Source organism: Staphylococcus sp. ACRSN, assembly GCF_022346615.1.
Classification (GTDB): domain Bacteria; phylum Bacillota; class Bacilli; order Staphylococcales; family Staphylococcaceae; genus Staphylococcus.
In genome coordinates, this window is sequence record NZ_JAKRNS010000003.1 from 229,729 (window position 1) to 249,635 (window position 19,907).

Sequence of the window (19,907 nt, forward strand, 5' to 3'; positions counted from 1 at the left end):
TTAATTTATAATTTACTTTATCAATGTAATCAGTCAATTAATGTCGACTGATTTATTTTATTGAGCAAAGTTTAAAAATATCATTTTACCATAAAGGAAGTTATGATAATGGATAAAAATCAGTTGTATTTATTAGACTTACACAAACAAACTGATGCAAATATAGAATCTCTTAGAGCATATGCCGAGTCGAACAATGTACCTATTGTAGATCGAATTACTCTAGAAATGATTAAACAATTAATTAGAATACATAAACCATATGAAATCCTAGAGATAGGCACAGCAATTGGTTATAGCTCGATGCAGTTTGCATCAGTTTCACCTAAAATACAAGTTACGACGATTGAACGTGATGAAACGATGTTAGTACAAGCTCAGAAAAATAGAGAAATCTTCAACTATCAAAATCAAATTAGACAAATTGAAGGAAATGCTTTAGAGCAAGTTGATAGTGTGAATGATAAAATGTACGACATGATTTTTATTGATGCAGCAAAAGCACAATCACAAAAATTTTTCGAATTATATACACCCCTATTAAAAGATGGCGGTATAGTGATAACGGATAATGTGTTATATCATGGTTTCGTTTCAGACATCGGTGTAGTTAGAAATCGAAATGTGCGTCAAATGGTAAAAAAAGTCCAGTCATATAACGATTGGTTAATGAACCATGAAGATTTTACAACGAATTTTTTAAATATAGATGATGGTTTAGCAATTTCAATTAAAGGAGCTTCATTATGACTGAATTATTAGTTACTCCAAAATCAGTTGGACATATAGAAACATTAATTGAAAAAGGCGCAGATGCCTTTGTCATTGGTGAACAGAAATTTGGCTTACGCTTAGCAGGTGAATTTAACAGAGCGGATATGAAAGAAGCAGTCAAAATAATTCATAGACATGGTAAGCAAGCATATGCTGCTGTAAATGGCATTTTTCATAATTATCATTTGAATGCTTTGGAATCTTATATAAAATTCTTACATGAAATCAAAGTAGATAGAATCATTTTTGGCGATCCTGCTGTAGTAATGTATGTAAAAGATCAAAATGACCCTATACCATTAAATTGGGATGCAGAAGCATTGGTTACTAATCATTTTCAATGTAATTATTGGGGAGAAAAGGGCGCTAAACGTGCACAACTAGCAAGGGAATTGAGTCTTGAAGAAATTATTAACATTAAAGCAAACGCAAATGTTGAAATTGAAGTACAAGTGCATGGTATGACATGTATGTTTCAATCTAAACGTATGTTATTAGGGAATTACTACACTTTCCAAGAACGTCAAATGAAAATTGAACGTAATAAAGAAGCAAATGAATTATTATTATATGATGAAGAACGTGATAATAAATATCCAGTTTATGAAGATTATAATGGTACACATATTATGTCGCCTAATGATATATGTTTAATAGAAGAGTTGGATGGATTATTAGAAGCGGGAATAGATTCATTAAAAATTGATGGTGTTTTACAATCAGAAGCATATATAAATGTTTGTACTGAACAATATAGAGAAGCTATCGATTTATTTAAAGAAGACCCAGAAGCATACGAAGATGAAAAATTCATGTTAATTGATCCAATAGAGGCAATTCAGCCTGAACATCGTCCGTTTGATGAAGGATTTTTATTTAAACAAACAGTGTATTAAGGAGGGCTTAAGAATGAAAGTTTTAGAAAAAGAAAAAGCATTAAATAAACCTAAAATAAAAAAGCCTGAGCTACTCGCCCCAGCTGGAAACTTAGAAAAGTTAAAAATTGCTGTTCATTATGGTGCGGATGCGGTATTTCTTGGTGGACAAGAATATGGCTTAAGATCTAATGCAGATAATTTTACTATGGAAGAAATTAAAGAGGGCGTAACATTTGCTAGCCGATATGGTGCTAAGATTTACGTGACGACTAATATCATTGCGCATGATGAAAATATTGAGGGATTAGACACATATTTAAGAGATTTAGAATCAACTGGCGCAACAGGTATTATTGTGGCTGATCCATTGATTATTGAAACTTGTAAACGTGTCGCACCTAAATTAGAAATTCACTTATCTACGCAACAATCACTTTCAAATTACAAAGCGGTGGAGTTTTGGAAAGAGGAAGGGTTAGATCGAGTTGTACTTGCACGTGAAACAGGTGCGATGGAAATGCAAGAAATGAAAGATAAAGTAGATATTGAAATTGAATCATTTATACATGGTGCAATGTGCATTGCCTATTCGGGGCGTTGTACATTAAGTAATCATATGACTGCCCGTGACTCGAATCGTGGGGGCTGTTGTCAAAGTTGTCGCTGGGATTATGATTTGCTTGAAGTTGATGATGAAGGTGAACTTGATCTTTATTATAATGATGAGGGTGAGGTTACACCTTTTGCAATGAGTCCTAAAGATTTGAAATTAATAGAATCCATACCTAATATGATGGATATTGGGGTAGATTCTTTGAAAATTGAAGGCAGAATGAAATCAATACACTATATTGCAACTGTGGTATCTGTTTATAGAAAAGTAATCGATGCTTACGCTGAAGATCCGGAAAATTTTAAAATTAAACCAGAATGGTTAATTGAATTAGATAAATGTGCAAATAGAGATACTGCATCAGCATTCATTGTAGGTACACCGGGATATGAAGAGCAAATGTTTGGAGAACAGGGCTCTAAGAAATCACCATTTGATTTTTGTGGTTTAGTTTTAGATTATGATGAAACGACGCAAATTGCTACTGTTCAACAGCGTAACAATTTTAAACCTGGACAAGAAATTGAATTTTTTGGTCCGGAAATTCAAACATTTAGACAAGTTGTTGATAAGATTTTTGATGAAGAGGGTAATGAACTTGATGCTGCACGTCATCCACTACAAATTGTGCAAATTAAAGTAGATCATCCAATTTATCCTAACAACATGATGAGAAAGGAAATTGGATAATGAAAAATACGACAATTATCGGTATAGCTGGTGGATCAGGGTCTGGAAAAACATCAGTAACAAATGAAATTATGAAAAATTTAGAAGGTCATAGTGTTGCATTATTAGCTCAAGACTATTACTATAAAGACCAATCGCATTTAACATTTGAAGAACGTCTAGAAACAAATTACGATCACCCTTTTGCATTTGATAATGATTTGTTAATAGAAAATTTAAATGACTTGAGAAACGGTAAACAAATTGAAGTGCCAACGTATGATTATTCAAATCATACGAGAAGCGGTGAAACGATTGCATTTGAGCCAAAAGATGTTATTATCGTAGAAGGTATCTTTGCATTGGAAAATAAAACATTAAGAGATTTAATGGATGTTAAGATTTATGTCGATACAGATGCGGATTTACGGATTTTAAGAAGACTTCTTAGAGACACTGAAGAAAGAGGTCGTACGATGGAATCTGTTATTAATCAATATTTAAATGTGGTTCGCCCAATGCATAATCAATTTATTGAACCGACTAAAAGGTATGCAGATATTATAATTCCTGAAGGTGGTAGTAATAAAGTTGCTATCGATATAATGACAACAAAGATTCAAACATTAGTAAGTAAACAATAGTATGAATATGTAAAGGAAGATGACACTATGGAAAATCAAAAACAATATCCAATGACTCAAGAAGGATTTGAAAAATTAGAACTCGAACTTGAAGAATTAAAGACCGTAAAACGTCCTGAAGTCGTAGAAAAAATTAAAGTAGCACGTTCATTTGGTGACCTATCTGAGAACTCTGAATACGATGCTGCTAAGGATGAACAAGGTTTTATTGAACAAGATATTCAGCGTGTAGAACATATGTTGAGAAATGCTTTAATTATTGAAGATACAGGTGATAATAATCAAGTTCAACTTGGTAAAACAGTGACATTTATTGAATTACCAGGAGATGAAGAAGAGAGCTATCAAATTGTTGGTTCTGCTGAAGCTGATGCATTTAAAGGAAAAATTTCAAATGAATCTCCAATGGCAAAAAGCTTAATTGGTAAAAAACTTGAAGACGAAGTACGTGTACCACTGCCAAATGGTGGAGAAATAAATGTAAAAATCGTCAATATAAAATAAAATCATAAATCCCACTCATTAATTATATTTAATGAGTGGGATTTTACACTTAGAAAAGAAATATCTATACGTGAAGCAAGGTATTTGGTAAATTATTACTAATAATAAACTTTATTTTCTAAATTTTCTAAAAGTAAGGATTATTATAGTGTTGAGTTATATGATTATATTAGGTTATTGCCAATTATAATTTTTTATAATTAAACATATAACTTAAATTGATGATATAATTGAAATGTTAAGTGCACAATTAAATATTTTACAAAAACGAATTGTTAGTAATATAAAGGGGAGAATGTTTTTGGAATTTAAATTTATCAATGAGCAAACAATTATGATTTATTTTGAAAATCAAATCGATTCTAAAACGTTCGCAAAGGTACAACATGTCTCGCAATATATTAGAGAGAAACAGTGTGAAGCGATAACTGAAATAATTCCATCTTATAGAGCGATTATGCTTTATGTTGATACTTATATTTCAACGTTGAATGAAGTTTTAAATGATTTGTGTTTAGAAAATTTGGATTTAAGTTCAATAGATGAATCACAATTAAAACATAAGACGATTCATTTACCTGTATTATATGGTGGGGAATATGGACAAGATATAGAAGAAGTTGCAGCATACAATGATTTAACAACTGATGATGTTGTTAAAATACATAGCAGCAATAAATATTTGATATATATGTTAGGTTTTATGCCAGGGTTTCCATTTTTAGGTGGTTTAGATGCTAAATTACATACGCCTAGACGCAAAGAACCTAGAACCAAGATAGAGGCCGGTTCAGTAGGAATCGCAAATAATCAAACTGGGTTATACCCGAAACAATCACCAGGTGGATGGCAAATCATTGGTCGTACACCTATCAATGTGTTCGATATAAATCGTGAGCCAATGTGTTTATATGAAGCAGGAGATGCTATTCAGTTTTATTCAATTGATTTAGAGACCTATAATCAAATTGAAAAACAACAAACACAAAATGATTTTAATATTGAAAAGTGGGTGAAATTTGATTATGAGCATTAAAATATTAAAACCAGGATTATTTAGTACAGTCCAAGATAAAGGTCGAGTCGGTTATCAGGACCAAGGATTTTCATCAGCAGGTGCCTTAGATAACTATGCGCTTCGATTGGGACAAGCATTAGTGAATCATGAAGGACCAGCAATAGAATACACTATAGTCGGTCCTACCATCGAGTTTTTAGCAGATAATGCCATTGTTATGACAGGTGGGCATTTTAATATCACACTAAATAACGATAATGTTGATCAAAACACAGTCATTAAAGTGAAAAAAGGTGACATATTATCAATTGGTCAGGTACTTAAAGGGGCCCGTGGATATTTAAATTTTGCTAATCAGTTAAACGTGCCAAAGGTAGCGGATAGCTATGCAACACATACAAGAAGCCAAATTGGTGGTTATCGAGGTAGAACATTAAAAAAAGATGACGTGATAGTAACTCAAAGAACAAATAATTACACAACACGCATTGGTCTAAGTGCAAATTACAATGAAAATATATTTGACCAACAGGTTATTCATATTGTAGAAGGCCCTCAGATCAATGCATTTTCACAAAACGCTATAAATACGCTTACATCTACTGCATTTAAAATTTCAGAACAATCTGATCGAATGGGATATCGTTTACAGGGTGAAAATATTCCGCCAGAAAATTCTGCGGATATTATATCTGAACCAGTCGCATTAGGCAGTATCCAAGTGCCAAATGATGGAAATCCAATTATTTTGCTCAATGATAAACAGACTGTAGGCGGGTATACCAAGATAGCAACAGTTTGTGCTATGGATTTACAAATACTGGCACAAAAGCAACCTGGGTCTGAAATCCAATTCAAATGGATAACAGTTGAGCAGGCATTAGCACAATTAAAAGAGAAAGAACATCAATTTTTAAATGAATTAACAAACATAGACCAAAAACCGATTTATGATTTAAAACAGTTAAGACGAACAGCTTCAAGAATTAAAAATTTATTAAAAGGGGAATAATGATGAATTTTGAAAAAATAGAGCAACTAATAAAACTTGTTAAAGATAATGATATGAAAAAATTTAAATATAAAGATTATGAGCAAGAAATAGAATTTGATTTTACAAATAAAGAAGTAAATAAAAGTGTAGGAAATGTTACAAACGATCATCCAAGTATAGATACATCACAAAATGAAAATCAACAACAAACAACATCAGATGAGAATGTAAATTATGTCAAAGCACCGATGGTTGGTACATTTTTCTTACAAGATGAAAAGGAACTTACAAATCCATTAATCAATGTAGGTGATGAAATAAAAAAAGGCGAAACAATTGGATATATTGAAGCAATGAAAGTACTTAATGAAGTTACAAGTGATGTTGATGGTGTTGTTGATGACATACTTGTTACTCATGGTGAGAATGTGGAATATGATCAGTCTATTATAAAAATCAAATAAATTTCAGAAAGGGGTGTTTGCATTGTATCGTTGTTTAATTGCAAACAGAGGTGAAATTGCGGTACGTATTATTCGTGCATGTAGAGAGTTAGGTATTGAAACAGTTGCTATTTATGCCAAAGGGGATGAAACAAGTCTACATGTCGCTTTAGCTGATCAAGCAATTTGTATTGGTGAAGCAAATCCGTTAGATAGTTATTTAAATCAAGAAAGAATTATTAGTGCTGCAGAAATATCGGGTGCGAATGCAATTCATCCAGGTTATGGGTTTTTATCAGAAAGTCCTTCCTTCGCTAAAAAAGTCGAAGAAAATAATATCTATTTTATTGGTCCAACTTATAAAACAATGGAGTTAATGGGTGATAAAATTACTGCAAGACAAACAGTTGACCAAGCAGGTGTACCGATTATTCCTGGTTCAACTGATGATGTTCAATCTGTTGAAGAAGTCAAACATATAGCTAAAGAAATCGGATATCCTCTTGTGCTTAAAGCTGCAAGTGGAGGTGGCGGTAAAGGGATTCGTATAGTAAAAAAAGAATCCGAACTACAGAAAATGTTTAAAGAAGCTAAAAGTGAAGGTGAGAAGTATTTCGATGATGATCGCATTTATGTTGAAGCTTTTATACCAGTTGCCAAACATGTTGAAGTACAAGTATTAGGTGATGGACAATTTAATTATATTCATCTTGGAGAACGTGATTGTTCTGTTCAAAGAAAAAATCAAAAGTTAATAGAAGAATCACCGTGTGCAGCATTAACAGAAGAAAGAAGAACTGCAATTTGCAATGATGCGGTAAAAGTTGCCAAGGCTTCAAACTATCGTAGTGCAGGTACGATTGAATTTCTAGTAACAGAAGATAGTTATTATTTCATTGAGATGAATGCACGTATTCAAGTAGAGCATACGGTGACAGAAATGCGAGCAAACAGAGATTTACTGCAAGCGCAACTGTACCTTATGCAACATAATGAATTACCATTTCATCAATCCGATGTCCAATTTGATGGCCATGTAATTGAAGCACGCATTAATGCTGAAAATCCAGAAAAACAATTCCAACCTTCACCGGGTAAGGTGAAATCCTTACATTTACCACAAGGGTTTAATATAAGAGTTGATAGCCTTCTATATCCAGGTTATACTGTCTCACCAAATTATGATTCTTTAGTTGCTAAGGTAATTGTCAAAGCAAGTAATCGTGATTTGGCAATTCATAAATTGAAGGTAACTTTAGATGAAATGGTTATTGATGGATTTACAACAACAGCTGACTTTTTATATGCTGTTCTTTCATATCCTTTATATGCTGAAGGAGATGCACGAGACGTCGATATAAAATTCTTAGATAGACATCAAATAATTAAGGGGGAATCATAATGCAAATTGATTTAAATTGTGATTTAGGAGAAGCGTTTGGTAATTATTCATTTGGTGGCGATAATGAAATTATACCGTTAATCACCTCAGCTAACATCGCTTGTGGATTTCATGCAGGTGATCAACATGTAATGAATCAAACAATACAACTAGCTAAAGCAAACAATATTGGTATAGGTGCTCATCCAGGTTTGCCAGATTTACAAGGATTTGGTAGAAGAAATATGGATTTAACACCTAAAGAAATTTATGATGTTGTTGTCTATCAATTAGGCGCATTAAATGGTTTCTGTAAAATTCATGATGTAAAGTTAAATCATGTCAAACCACATGGTGCATTATATCAAATGGGGGCAAGAAACAAAGAAATTGCTAATGCCATTGCACAAGCAGTGTATGACTTTGATAAAGAATTAATCTTTGTAGGTTTATCAAATACATTGTTAATTTCTGAAGCTCAAGCAATTGGTTTGAAAACAGCTTCCGAAGTTTTTGCTGATAGACGCTATGAGGATGATGGCCAATTAGTAAGTAGAAAAGAAAGTGATGCATTGATTACAGATACTTCAGAAGCTATTGAACAAGTTCTGAGAATGGTTACAGAACAAAAAGTGACTACGAAAAATAATAATGAAATTGACATAGTGGCAGATACAATTTGTGTACATGGTGATGGTATGCATGCACTGGAATTTGTATCACAAATTAGAGAGCGTTTGACGAAAGAAGGTATTTCTATTACCAAATTAGGGGGATAATTAAGATGGGAGATAAATTAAAGCCAAAAAAAAGTGAGGGGAACTTCACCAAAAATCACAAAAGATTATTATTAGGATCCGTATTTTTAATGGCAACGTCAGCGATTGGACCTGCATTTTTAACACAAACAGCTGTTTTTACAGCGCAGTTTTCAGCCAGTTTTGCGTTTGCCATTCTTTTATCAATATTGATTGATATTGGTGCCCAAATTAATATATGGAGAGTACTTGTTGTTACTGGTAAAAGAGGTCAAGAAGTTGCAAATGAAATTTTAGGAGGACTTGGTACTTTCATATCTATTTTAATTGGGATCGGTGGCCTTGCATTTAATATAGGTAATATTGCTGGTGCTGGACTAGGATTAAATGCAATTTTTGGGATTGACGTTAAAATAGGTGCAGCAATAACAGCAGTACTATCAATTGCTATTTTCATCAGTAAAAGTGGTCAAAAAATTATGGATGTTGTAACGATGTTCCTCGGTGTATTGATGATTGTGGTAGTGGCATTTGTTATGTTTAAAGCGAATCCACCTTACCTAGATGCAGCAACACATATGGTTATGCCAGAACAACCACTAGCTTTAGTATTACCAATTATAACATTGGTAGGTGGTACAGTTGGAGGTTATATTACGTTCGCTGGTGCACATAGAATATTAGATTCAGGTGTAGAAGGTAAATCGTTTTTACCGTTTGTAAATAAAGCTGCTATTGCGGGAATTTTAACAACAGGTGTATTGAGAACATTGTTATTCTTAGCGGTGTTAGGAGTAGTAGTCACAGGTGTGACATTAAATTCTGAAAATCCACCAGCATCTGTCTTCGAACATGTACTAGGCCCTATCGGCAAAAATATTTTTGGTGTTGTATTATTTGCTGCTGCAATGTCATCGGTAATTGGATCAGCTTATACAAGTGCAACATTCTTAAAAACGTTACACAAATCTGTGTATAATAAGACGAATGTTATTGTTATTTCATTTATTGTTGTATCTACTTTAGTATTTTTATTCTTAGGAAAACCAGTTACATTGTTAATCGTTGCGGGAGCTTTAAATGGTTTGATTTTACCAATAACTTTAGGCACAATACTTATAGCAAGTAAACGTAAATCTATTGTAGGTGATTATAATCATCCAACATGGATGCTCGTTTTTGGTATTATTGCAGTAATTGTTACGATTGTGACAGGTGTATTCTCATTACAAGGTTTAACGGAATTGTGGGGATCTTAAGGTTTTTCGAGGGTCTTTGATTTCTAAAATTTATGATTGAAATTTAATTGTCAATTTTAATAAAATGTTTGTTATACACTTTTGTATTAATAAAATTTAAGGATCAAAAATTTTCATCGGTTTCTATCTGCCAACAAAGTTTAAGACTTTGTTGGTATTTTTTATGAATTTAAACAAGATGTATATTCATGAATCATGAATGTCGTTATTTCATATATTTAACTATCTAACTAATTGTAGTATATTATAAAGGATAGTACTAAAATGAAATGTACAGTATTGCGCATTTATGTTTTGTAATAGATAGGGATGTTTGAAATGGAAAGAATTATAGATTTTGTAATTGTACTTATAATTGGTATTGTATTAATTTCATTGGTTTGTATGGCAATGACGAGTGTACTACCTTTATTACGGATGACATGGCATAGTGTCTATGAAACTCCAAACATGTCGTATGAGTTTCCACGAAGATATTACTAATTTTCAAGAATAAACATGATATTTATAATTTTAAAATCATTGAACATTTGACCACTTGAATAAGATGGTCTATACTTTTTAAATTAATAAATTTTTCGATGCAGATAAAATGACAGTTTTATCTGTTTTTTACTGTTAAAAATGATGAAGAGTTAAATATTTGAGTATAAGTGTTTATTTTTACATATTTTCTTATAATATGCTTTAAATCAAGCGGAAATATTCTTTATAAGATCGAGCTATGAATATATATATGGTAGAATAACAAAGGCTAGGATTTTAAGATGAGGTGAATTATAATGATAGGTATCATAGGTGCTATGGAAGAAGAAGTAGCAATCTTAAAAAATAAAATTGACGAATTAGAAGAAGTAAAAATAGCACATACTATTTTTTATAAAGGAAAATTAAATAATAAAGCGATCGTACTTACACAAAGTGGTATCGGCAAAGTAAATGTAGCTATTTCTACAACATTATTAATAGAACAATTTAAACCAGATTTAATCATAAATACAGGTTCTGCTGGTGCTTTAGATAAATCACTTGATGTAGGTGATGTTGTCGTTAGTGATGCTGTTATGTATCATGATGCAGATGCTAGAGCTTTTGGATATGAAATAGGTCAAATTCCACAAATGCCAGCACGTTTTGTAAGCGATAAAGTTTTATTAGAAAAAGCAACAAAAGCAATTAACGATCAACAATTAAATGCAAAAGTTGGTCTTATTGTTAGTGGAGATAGTTTTATTGGCACTTATGAACAGAGAGCTAAAATTAAAGAACATTTTAAGGAAGCATTAGCGGCTGAAATGGAGGCTACGGCAATTGCGCAAACATGCCATCAGTTTAATTTGCCGTTTATCATCACACGAGCAATTTCAGATTTAGCTGATGGAGATGCTGGCATTACTTTTGAAGCATTTTTAGAAAAAGCAGCGATATCATCAAGTGAAATTGTAGAACGTTTAATTAAATCTATATAAAAAGGTGAAAGTGAATAATGGGTATGATAAAAAAATATTTTATGCCAAATGAATATGTGCAATCGATTTTCCAAATAGATATACAGAAGCTTGTTGAATCTGGTATGAAAGGTATTATTACAGATTTAGATAATACTTTAGTAGGTTGGGATGAAGCTGACCCTACAGATGCAGTGAAAAAGTGGTTTAAAGACGTAAATGAAGCAGGGATTACTATAACTATAGTTTCCAATAATAATGAACGTAGAGTAGCAGGGTTTTCTAAATCACTAAATGTGGATTATATTTTTAAAGCGAGAAAACCAAGAGGTCGCGCATTTAATCAAGCTGCGCACTCTATGCAACTTGACCCTTCAGAAATTGTCGTTATAGGTGATCAAATGATGACCGACGTATTTGGTGGGAATCGCAGAGGTTTATTCACAATTATGGTGGTTCCAGTAAAACATACAGATGGTTTTATAACTAAATTCAATAGATTAGTTGAAAGACGTTTGTTACAGCACTTTAGGAAAAAAGGTTATATAACATGGGAGGAAAATTGATTGACTGAAACAGAATTATTAAAATGTATAGGTTGTGGTGCACCATTACAATCTGAAGATCCCGATGCACCAGGTTATGTACCAGAACATAATTTATTTCGTGAAGACGTGATTTGTAAACGTTGTTTCAGATTAAAGAATTATAATGAAGTACAAGATGTAGGACTAGATAGTGAAGACTTTTTAAACTTATTAAATGGATTAGCTGATAAAAGAGGAATCATTGTAAATGTAGTAGATGTATTTGACTTTGAAGGTTCTTTTATTAATGCGTTAAAAAGAATTGTAGGTAATAAAAAAATTATACTTGTAGCTAATAAATTAGATTTATTACCCAAGCAAATAAACAAGAGACGTGTTAAGGAATGGTTGAAGAAGACTGCTAGAAAGTATGGTCTTGACGCTGATGACGTTATACTAATTTCGGCCATTAAAAATGAGGGTATAGAAGAATTATTAGAATCCATAAATAAAATGCGAAATAATGAAGATGTTTATATTGTAGGAACAACTAATGTTGGTAAATCAACTTTAATAAATAAATTGATTGAACGTAGTGTAGGTGAAAAGGATGTAGTTACAACTTCACGCTTCCCTGGTACAACATTGGATATGATTGATATTCCTTTAGATGAAACTTCATTTATGTTTGATACACCAGGTATTATTCAGTCACACCAAATGACTCATTTTGTGAGTGATAAAGAATTAAAAACGATTATGCCTAAGAATGAAATTAAACAACGTGTTTATCAATTGAATGAAGGTCAAACACTATTTTTTGGTGGTTTAGCTCGAATTGATTATGTAAGTGGAGGAAAACGTCCATTAGTTTGCTATTTTTCAAATGAGTTGAATATACACAGAACAAAAACAGAAAAAGCAAATGATTTATGGAGAAATCAACTTGGATCTGTTTTGACTCCACCCAATAATCCAGATTTATTTGACTTACAAAATGTTAAAGCAGTGAGATTAGAAACTGGAAAAGAAAAAAAAGATGTTATGATTTCAGGTTTAGGATTTATAACAATTGATAAAGGTGCAAAAGTTATTGTACGTGTACCAAAAAATGTTGATGTAATATTAAGAAATTCAATAATGTAGGAGGAATATTATGAAATACGCGGTGATTGGTAATCCGATAGATCATTCATTATCACCTGCTATGCACAATGCGAATTTTAAAGCTTCAAATGTAGATTCTACGTATGAAGCAATTAATATTCCCGAAGAACAATTTCATTTGATAAAAGAAATTATCAACGAAAAGCATATCAATGGTTTTAATGTTACAATACCGCATAAAGAAAATATTATTCCATATCTTGATGAAATTGATAGTCAATCTGAAACAGTAGGTGCTGTAAACACAGTGAAAATTATTGATGATAAATGGATAGGATATAATACGGATGGTATCGGCTATGTAACAGGTTTAAAGCAAGTATATCCAGATTTAGCCAACGCATATGTTCTTATATTAGGTGCAGGTGGAGCAAGTAAAGGTATAGCAAATGAATTAACAAAATATGTTCAACCTAAATTAACAGTAGCAAATCGGACTATGTCACGATTTGAAAATTGGAATTTAGATATCAATAAAATTTCATTAGCCGAAGCTGAAACAGCACTTGATGAATTTGATATTATTATAAACACGACACCCGTTGGTATGAAAGATAATATGGAAGTTCCAATAAATCTTGATAATTTATCAGAACAGACGCTTGTTAGTGATATTGTATATGTACCTTTTAAAACACCAATATTAGCTGAAGCTGAAGCTAAGGGTAATCCAATTCATAATGGGTTAGATATGTTTGTTTATCAAGGAGCAGAAAGTTATAAAATTTGGACAGAAAAGATGCCAAATATAGAAGTGATGAAAGAAACAGTATTAAATAGATTATAGAGGAGAATATAAATGTTAACAGGTAAACAAAAAAGGTTTTTAAGAAGTAAAGCACATAATGTAGATCCAACTTTCCAAATAGGTAAATCAGGTATTAGTGATAATATGATTACACAAATAAATGATACTTTGGAGAACAGAGAATTAATTAAGATCCATGTCTTACAAAACAACTTTGAAGATAAAAATGACCTAGCTCAAAGCTTAAGTGATGCAACTAAGAGTGACATTGTACAAGTAATCGGGTCAATGATTGTATTATACAAAGAATCAAAAGATAATAAACAAATCCAATTACCATAATGACAAATTCAATTGTTCTTTACGGTGGGCAATTTAACCCGATTCATATAGCTCACATGGTCGTAGCTAGCGAAGTTAATCACAAAATTCAACCTGATAAGTTTATATTTTTACCCAGTTTTATGTCTCCTTTAAAAGTACAAGATGAGTATTTAGATGCAAAATATCGAGTGGAAATGATTAAACGTGCGATTGATGAGCTCGGTTTCGGAGAAATTTGTTTGGATGAAATTGAGCGTAAAGGTCAAAGTTATACGTACGATACAATTATAAATTTTTTAGATAAATATCCATCAGCTAAATTATTTTTTGTGATTGGTACAGATCAGTATAATCAACTAGATAAATGGTATAGAATCGAAGAACTTAAATCTAAAATTACTTTTGTAATTGTTAATAGAGCACAATCAACACAAACTGTTGAATCTGGCATGTTAGCAGTTAATATTCCACGAATTGATATAAGTTCTACGCTAATTAGATCGAATGTAAAGAATAATGTTAATATAAAAGGTTATGTACCTTCTAGTGTAGAACGTTATATCCGAGAGGAAGGGTTATATGAAAATTGATCAAGCTATAGCTATAGTTAAGGAAAAGTTACCGCAAAAACGCTTTGAACATTCTATGAGAGTATCTGAAACAGCTATGAAACTTGCAGATATTTATGATGGTGATAAAGAAAAGGCGCAACTTGCTGGAATTTTACATGATTATTCTAAGTATGATGACCTTGGAGAAATGTATCAAATTGTGACGCGATATAATTTAGATAGCAAATTATTAAGTTATGGTTCGGAAATTTTACACGGTCCTGTCTGTGCTGTTATTATGAAGGAAAAATATGGTATAGAAGATGATGAAGTTTTACGTGCTATAGAATATCATACAACAGGTAGAGCCCAAATGACCAAAACGGAAAAGCTTGTTTTTGTTGCAGATTACATTGAACTTGGTAGAAAAACCCCAGGCGTTGAAGAAATTCGTGATTTAGCATACAATCAAGGTAGCTTAGATAAAACAATTTATGAAATTTCTAAGCGTACTGTATTGTATTTAATCGGAAAAGATATCAATGTATTTGACGCGACGATTGCATGCTTGAATTATTACAATTATAGTGACGAAAGAGTAAAGGATGATTAAATGAATTCAGATCAATTATTAAACATTGCTGTCGAAGCAACAGAGAGTAAAAAAGCAGAAGATATAATTTCTTTAAAAATGCAAGGAATTAGTGATATGACAGATTATTTTGTGATATGTCACGGTAACAACGAAAGACAAGTCCAATCAATTGCACGAGCTGTTAAAGAAGCGGCGAATAAAGCTGAAATTGAGGTAAAAAGAATGGAAGGCTTTAATGAAGCGAGATGGATATTAATTGATTTAGCAGACGTTGTTATCCACGTGTTCCATAAAGATGAAAGAGATTATTATAATATTGAGAAATTATATCGCGATGCACCTTTAGAATCTTACGGACAGGCTGTTTATTAATTATGGTTCAGTATGAAGAAATGAGTTTGTTCTATGATCAACTTACCATGGACCAACCTTATGAGTCTTGGCTAGCTATAGTTCGAACTTTTGCTGAAGGGCATGATTCGGTATTAGATATTGGTTGTGGCACCGGAAGTTTTACATCACTGTTGTCAGAATACGAAGATGTCACAGGTATGGATTTAAGTGTCGATATGCTAGCGATAGCTTCACAAAAGTCCAAGCATGTTAACTGGATTGAAGGAGATATGACAGACTTTAATCTTAGTAGACAATTTGGTGTAATCACTATATTTTGTGATTCTTTAAATTACTTACAAGAGCAAAATGACGTTATATCTACATTTCAACATGTGAATAATCATTTGGAGAATGATGGTGTTTTTATGTTTGATGTTCATACAACACATAAAATGGACACGCTTTTTAATAACCAAAGTTATATTGATGAATCAGATGATGTCTTTTTAGGCTGGGAAGCGGTACAAGGTGATGCTGCTCACAGTGTTTGGCATGATATGTCATTTTTTGTAAAAAAAGATAATGGTCAGTATGAACGATTTGATGAATCACATTATCAAAGAACATATACCAAAAAGCAATACATTGATATGCTAAAGCATTCGGGCTTTACAAATATAAAAACATTTGTAGATTTTGATATAAACAATGAGGATGAAGAGGGTCAACGATTATTTTTCATTGTAAAAAAATAAAGTAAAATCACTCCTTGATACGTGTTATGTATTGAGGAGTGATTTTTTATGCTATCAATAATAGAAAGTATTAAATCATTTATATTAAAGTATCGTTATTTCTTAATTTGTATCTTCTTTTTATTTATTATCATTATATACTTGGTATTTTGTAAATTTGGTGTTCAACAGCAAGTAGTTCAGCATAAAGAGAATAACATTGAAAGTTTTGCTCATCATAATCAGAAAAATACTAGTAAAAGTGATAACAAAGAACAACAAATTGACAGTAAACAACCAACAACTGTTTTTGTAGATATTAAGGGAGCTGTAAAAAGGCCAAATGTATATGAAATGAAATCTACTGATAGAATTAAGCAACTATTAGATAAAGCTGGTGTTCAAGATAATGCAGATTTAAGTCAAATTAATCTTTCGGAACGATTGATAGATCAGAGAATGATTATTATTCCAAAGAAAGGGGACACTAAATCACAAAATTTGTCAAAATCAATAAATGAAAATAATATTAAAAACACGCAAGGAACTGAAAAAGTAAACTTAAATATTGTCACGGAATCTGAATTACAGAATATCCCAGGAATAGGTTCAACCAAGGCAAAGGCGATAATTGCATATAGAAATGAAAGTGGTGGTTTTAAAAATGTTGAAGATTTAAAGAAAGTAAATGGAATAGGCGAAAAAACATTTGAAAAGTTAAGAGAGTATTTTATCGTATAGATTTTTGTTGCAATCTGTCATAATAGAAATTAATCTATAATAAAATTTACATTGGAGGAAACATCATGGATCGCATAAAATGGGAAGAATACTTTATGGCTCAAAGTCATTTGTTGGCTTTAAGATCAACGTGCGAACGTTTATCAGTTGGTGCAACAATTGTTAAAGATAATCGCATAATTGCAGGAGGATATAATGGCTCAGTTTCTGGAGAAGTACATTGTATTGATGATGGTTGTTTGATACAAGATGGTCATTGTATTAGAACTATACATGCCGAAATGAATGCTTTGTTACAATGTGCAAAGCAAGGCGTTTCTACTGAAGGAGCAACAATATATGTTACACACTTCCCTTGTCTTAATTGTACTAAATCTATAATTCAAGCAGGCATTAAGACAATTTATTACGCAGAAGATTATCATAACCATGAATATGCATTAAAGCTATTAAACCAATCTGGAATTATTTATAAGAAAATTTCGTTTAATCAGCAACATGTAGCACAATATTTAGTCGATAAATCATAATTTGATTTACTATGCCATCGCATATTTAGTCGGCATCCTATGGATACATGTTAAGTTGATTTCATTGTTTCTATTTTTGCTTTTATTGTATATTTCGATTAAAAAGAAATTCAGTACCTTTAAAATTATTATACTTGTATTAATTTCTTTCGTTAGTTTTTTTGTATTTTATAACCACTTTGAACAAATTAAAGCGCAACAAAATCAATTATCAAATAATAAAATAGAAAATGCCCAAGTCGATTTTCTTGGGAATTTCTCATTTGCTGATAACAAAGCAACAGGTACATTACGTTATGATGACAAAGAATTTAAATTCTCATATTATAATAATAGTAAGGACAGTTCATCTGTATTACACGATATTGTGAATAAAACTTGTTATATTAACGCAGAAATTAAACCTTTAAAGCATCTCTATACCAATAAATCTCAAATGCTTATTAAACAAATAGACTATGGAAGTTGCTATGATGCAAAGAATAACTTGATTTCCACTATGTTAAATAAACATAAAGTATTCGTGGAGCGGAAATTAAATGCATTGAATATTAAAAATTCAGATAGAATCTTAGCATTAATTACAGGTGATACTTCAGTACTTAATCAAAACTACTTAGAAAAAATAAAAGAAATTGGAATTTATCACTTATCTGCTGTTAGTGGCACGCATGTTGCCATATTGATATGTATTATAAGTTTTGTATTGAATCGGTTTAAAATACCAATAATATTGATTAAAATTACTTTGATTATAGTTTTGATAGTTTATTTATTTTACACTAATTTTATTCCTAGTGCAGCTAGAGCTATCATGACAGCAATTATTCTAATAAGTTTACCTGTACGTGTAAGTGGTAATTCAATGAATATTTTAGGTCTTTGTTTTATCACGTTATCAGTTGTAAATCCTTCTTATATATATAACATTGGTTTTCAATTCTCATTTTTCATAACCTTTTTAATTTTGTTTTCTCTGCCGATTTTAAAAAAACTGCCTTTTTTATCCTCTTTAATAACACTAACTATCATTGCTCAACTTGGTGGAATGATAATCAGTGTTATTAACTTCAATCAAATCCAATGGATTGGTTTATTTTCTAACTTGATATTTGTTCCTTTCTATAGCTTTATTCTATTTCCTTTTATAATCTTTATATTTATTATGATTCATTTACCTATCCAATATAGTGTTTTACATACTTTGTTTAATAAGATAATGGCTTTACATGATTTTATATTAGACATTTTTTATAAATTAAATCGATTCAAATGGTACGTTGTTGATCTGAATGAAATTATTAAATTAATGATGCTGATTTTAGTGTTGTTGACTATAATTTTAATTGTGAATCAGAAGTTTAAATATATTGTTGTACCACTCGTTTTACTTTGTTTTATATTAACCACCATGCCGTTGCAGAAAACGGATCGATTAACAATGTTGGATGTTGGTCAAGGTGATTCAATCCTATTTGAAACAGCCACAAATCGAAATATATTAATTGATACAGGTGGAAATATTAATCAAGGTAATTCAGAATATAATTATCAAATCACTAAATATAAAGTACTACCCATATTCAAAAAGCGTGGAATATCAAAGTTGGATTATATTATTATTACCCATCCACATTTAGATCATATGGGGGAATTACCTTATTTAATGAAGACGATTATAATTGAGCATCTGATTATAGATAAAGAGAGTTTTACAAGAGGGCAGCTTAGAGCACTGGAAGGTCAATGTCAACGGTATAATATTCAGTTGTTAGACTTTAGACAATGCTTGCAATTAAATTTAGGTGATGCAACAATTAATCTTTTAGATACAATTATAGATGATTCAACTGATTTAAATGAACACTCAATCATTACTTATATAAGAGTGAATCAGCACACTATGTTATTAATGGGTGATGCGACATCAAATAATGAAAGTATATTTCTGGAAAACTATAATATTTCTAATGTTGAAATATTAAAAGTAGGACATCATGGTAGTAAAACAAGTTCAACCGATGCTTTTATTGATAGAATACAGCCTAAAGTGAGTTTAATTTCAGCAGGTAAAAATAATATGTATCATTTACCAAGCAAAGAGGTAGTAGATAGACTGAATGTTAGACATACAAATTTGTTTCAGACCAGTGAAGTTGGAAATGTCACAATATCATTGCAAGCTGAATTGAAAATACATACTGAAGTAAGTAACTAAGTAGCACTAGTTAGCACTAAATTGACATGGTATAATATTTTAATGTGTAATGG

At 31.4% G+C, this 19,907-nt stretch carries 24 protein-coding genes; all 24 read left to right on the forward strand.

The genetic code is table 11. The annotated features are described in order from the left end of the window. The first annotated feature begins 105 nt into the window (after positions 1 to 105). On the forward strand, positions 106 to 750 hold the full coding sequence (locus MHZ36_RS04575; protein WP_239229983.1) for an O-methyltransferase: 645 nt from the start codon (positions 106 to 108) through the stop codon (positions 748 to 750). Beyond that, positions 747 to 1,670: a peptidase U32 family protein gene (locus tag MHZ36_RS04580; RefSeq protein WP_239229892.1), complete on the forward strand. Its 924-nt coding sequence runs from the start codon at positions 747 to 749 to the stop codon at positions 1,668 to 1,670. Before MHZ36_RS04575 ends, MHZ36_RS04580 begins: the two co-directional genes overlap by 4 nt. A gap of 13 nt (positions 1,671 to 1,683) precedes the next feature. Then, positions 1,684 to 2,955, forward strand: a complete 1,272-nt coding sequence (locus MHZ36_RS04585) for a peptidase U32 family protein (protein WP_239229894.1) — start codon at positions 1,684 to 1,686, stop codon at positions 2,953 to 2,955. Further along, positions 2,955 to 3,578: a uridine kinase gene (gene udk, locus MHZ36_RS04590; protein ID WP_239229896.1), complete on the forward strand. Its 624-nt coding sequence runs from the start codon at positions 2,955 to 2,957 to the stop codon at positions 3,576 to 3,578. The genes MHZ36_RS04585 and udk overlap by 1 nt, the downstream gene beginning before the upstream one ends. A gap of 27 nt (positions 3,579 to 3,605) precedes the next feature. Next, positions 3,606 to 4,082, forward strand: a complete 477-nt coding sequence (gene greA, locus MHZ36_RS04595) for a transcription elongation factor GreA (protein ID WP_239229897.1) — start codon at positions 3,606 to 3,608, stop codon at positions 4,080 to 4,082. A gap of 295 nt (positions 4,083 to 4,377) precedes the next feature. Continuing rightward, on the forward strand, positions 4,378 to 5,118 hold the full coding sequence (gene pxpB, locus MHZ36_RS04600; RefSeq protein ID WP_481867122.1) for a 5-oxoprolinase subunit PxpB: 741 nt from the start codon (positions 4,378 to 4,380) through the stop codon (positions 5,116 to 5,118). Further along, positions 5,108 to 6,112: a 5-oxoprolinase subunit C family protein gene (locus tag MHZ36_RS04605; RefSeq protein WP_239229899.1), complete on the forward strand. Its 1,005-nt coding sequence runs from the start codon at positions 5,108 to 5,110 to the stop codon at positions 6,110 to 6,112. The genes pxpB and MHZ36_RS04605 overlap by 11 nt, the downstream gene beginning before the upstream one ends. 2 nt (positions 6,113 to 6,114) lie before the next feature. Further along, complete coding sequence (locus tag MHZ36_RS04610; RefSeq protein ID WP_239229900.1) at positions 6,115 to 6,558, forward strand: acetyl-CoA carboxylase biotin carboxyl carrier protein; 444 nt, start codon at positions 6,115 to 6,117, stop codon at positions 6,556 to 6,558. A gap of 22 nt (positions 6,559 to 6,580) precedes the next feature. Further along, complete coding sequence (locus MHZ36_RS04615) at positions 6,581 to 7,939, forward strand: acetyl-CoA carboxylase biotin carboxylase subunit (RefSeq protein ID WP_239229901.1); 1,359 nt, start codon at positions 6,581 to 6,583, stop codon at positions 7,937 to 7,939. Next, positions 7,939 to 8,697, forward strand: a complete 759-nt coding sequence (gene pxpA, locus MHZ36_RS04620) for a 5-oxoprolinase subunit PxpA (protein WP_239229902.1) — start codon at positions 7,939 to 7,941, stop codon at positions 8,695 to 8,697. The genes MHZ36_RS04615 and pxpA overlap by 1 nt, the downstream gene beginning before the upstream one ends. Before the next feature lie 5 nt (positions 8,698 to 8,702). Next, the gene (locus MHZ36_RS04625; protein ID WP_239229903.1) at positions 8,703 to 9,935 is read left to right on the forward strand and encodes an NRAMP family divalent metal transporter; all 1,233 of its coding nucleotides are present in this window, start codon (positions 8,703 to 8,705) and stop codon (positions 9,933 to 9,935) included. Positions 9,936 to 10,253: 318 nt separating this feature from the next. Beyond that, on the forward strand, positions 10,254 to 10,418 hold the full coding sequence (locus tag MHZ36_RS04630) for a hypothetical protein (protein ID WP_239229904.1): 165 nt from the start codon (positions 10,254 to 10,256) through the stop codon (positions 10,416 to 10,418). Positions 10,419 to 10,717: 299 nt separating this feature from the next. After that, the gene (locus MHZ36_RS04635; RefSeq protein ID WP_239229905.1) at positions 10,718 to 11,404 is read left to right on the forward strand and encodes a 5'-methylthioadenosine/adenosylhomocysteine nucleosidase; all 687 of its coding nucleotides are present in this window, start codon (positions 10,718 to 10,720) and stop codon (positions 11,402 to 11,404) included. Between the two features lie 17 nt (positions 11,405 to 11,421). Then, positions 11,422 to 11,949, forward strand: a complete 528-nt coding sequence (locus MHZ36_RS04640) for a YqeG family HAD IIIA-type phosphatase (RefSeq protein WP_239229906.1) — start codon at positions 11,422 to 11,424, stop codon at positions 11,947 to 11,949. Next, a complete protein-coding gene (yqeH, locus tag MHZ36_RS04645) occupies positions 11,950 to 13,056 on the forward strand; it encodes a ribosome biogenesis GTPase YqeH (protein ID WP_239229907.1) in 1,107 nt (368 codons plus the stop codon). It abuts the gene before it with no gap. Between the two features lie 10 nt (positions 13,057 to 13,066). Beyond that, a complete protein-coding gene (gene aroE, locus MHZ36_RS04650; RefSeq protein WP_239229909.1) occupies positions 13,067 to 13,864 on the forward strand; it encodes a shikimate dehydrogenase in 798 nt (265 codons plus the stop codon). 12 nt (positions 13,865 to 13,876) lie between these two features. Next, the gene (gene yhbY / locus MHZ36_RS04655; RefSeq protein WP_239229910.1) at positions 13,877 to 14,167 is read left to right on the forward strand and encodes a ribosome assembly RNA-binding protein YhbY; all 291 of its coding nucleotides are present in this window, start codon (positions 13,877 to 13,879) and stop codon (positions 14,165 to 14,167) included. Beyond that, positions 14,167 to 14,739 carry a nicotinate (nicotinamide) nucleotide adenylyltransferase gene (gene nadD, locus MHZ36_RS04660; protein ID WP_239229911.1) on the forward strand — a complete coding sequence of 191 codons (573 nt, stop codon included), beginning with the start codon at positions 14,167 to 14,169 and terminating at the stop codon, positions 14,737 to 14,739. The genes yhbY and nadD overlap by 1 nt, the downstream gene beginning before the upstream one ends. Beyond that, positions 14,729 to 15,313: a bis(5'-nucleosyl)-tetraphosphatase (symmetrical) YqeK gene (gene yqeK, locus MHZ36_RS04665; protein WP_239229912.1), complete on the forward strand. Its 585-nt coding sequence runs from the start codon at positions 14,729 to 14,731 to the stop codon at positions 15,311 to 15,313. The genes nadD and yqeK overlap by 11 nt, the downstream gene beginning before the upstream one ends. After that, positions 15,314 to 15,667, forward strand: a complete 354-nt coding sequence (gene rsfS, locus MHZ36_RS04670) for a ribosome silencing factor (RefSeq protein ID WP_239229913.1) — start codon at positions 15,314 to 15,316, stop codon at positions 15,665 to 15,667. A gap of 2 nt (positions 15,668 to 15,669) precedes the next feature. Beyond that, the gene (locus MHZ36_RS04675) at positions 15,670 to 16,386 is read left to right on the forward strand and encodes a class I SAM-dependent DNA methyltransferase (RefSeq protein WP_239229914.1); all 717 of its coding nucleotides are present in this window, start codon (positions 15,670 to 15,672) and stop codon (positions 16,384 to 16,386) included. 48 nt (positions 16,387 to 16,434) lie between these two features. Then, positions 16,435 to 17,106 (forward strand): helix-hairpin-helix domain-containing protein, encoded by a 672-nt coding sequence (locus tag MHZ36_RS04680; protein WP_239229915.1) that lies wholly within the window; start codon positions 16,435 to 16,437, stop codon positions 17,104 to 17,106. Positions 17,107 to 17,171: 65 nt separating this feature from the next. Further along, entirely contained in the window at positions 17,172 to 17,636 is a 465-nt protein-coding gene (locus MHZ36_RS04685; protein WP_239229916.1) for a ComE operon protein 2, read from the forward strand. A gap of 55 nt (positions 17,637 to 17,691) precedes the next feature. Then, positions 17,692 to 19,854: a DNA internalization-related competence protein ComEC/Rec2 gene (locus MHZ36_RS04690; protein WP_239229917.1), complete on the forward strand. Its 2,163-nt coding sequence runs from the start codon at positions 17,692 to 17,694 to the stop codon at positions 19,852 to 19,854. Positions 19,855 to 19,907: the final 53 nt, after the last annotated feature.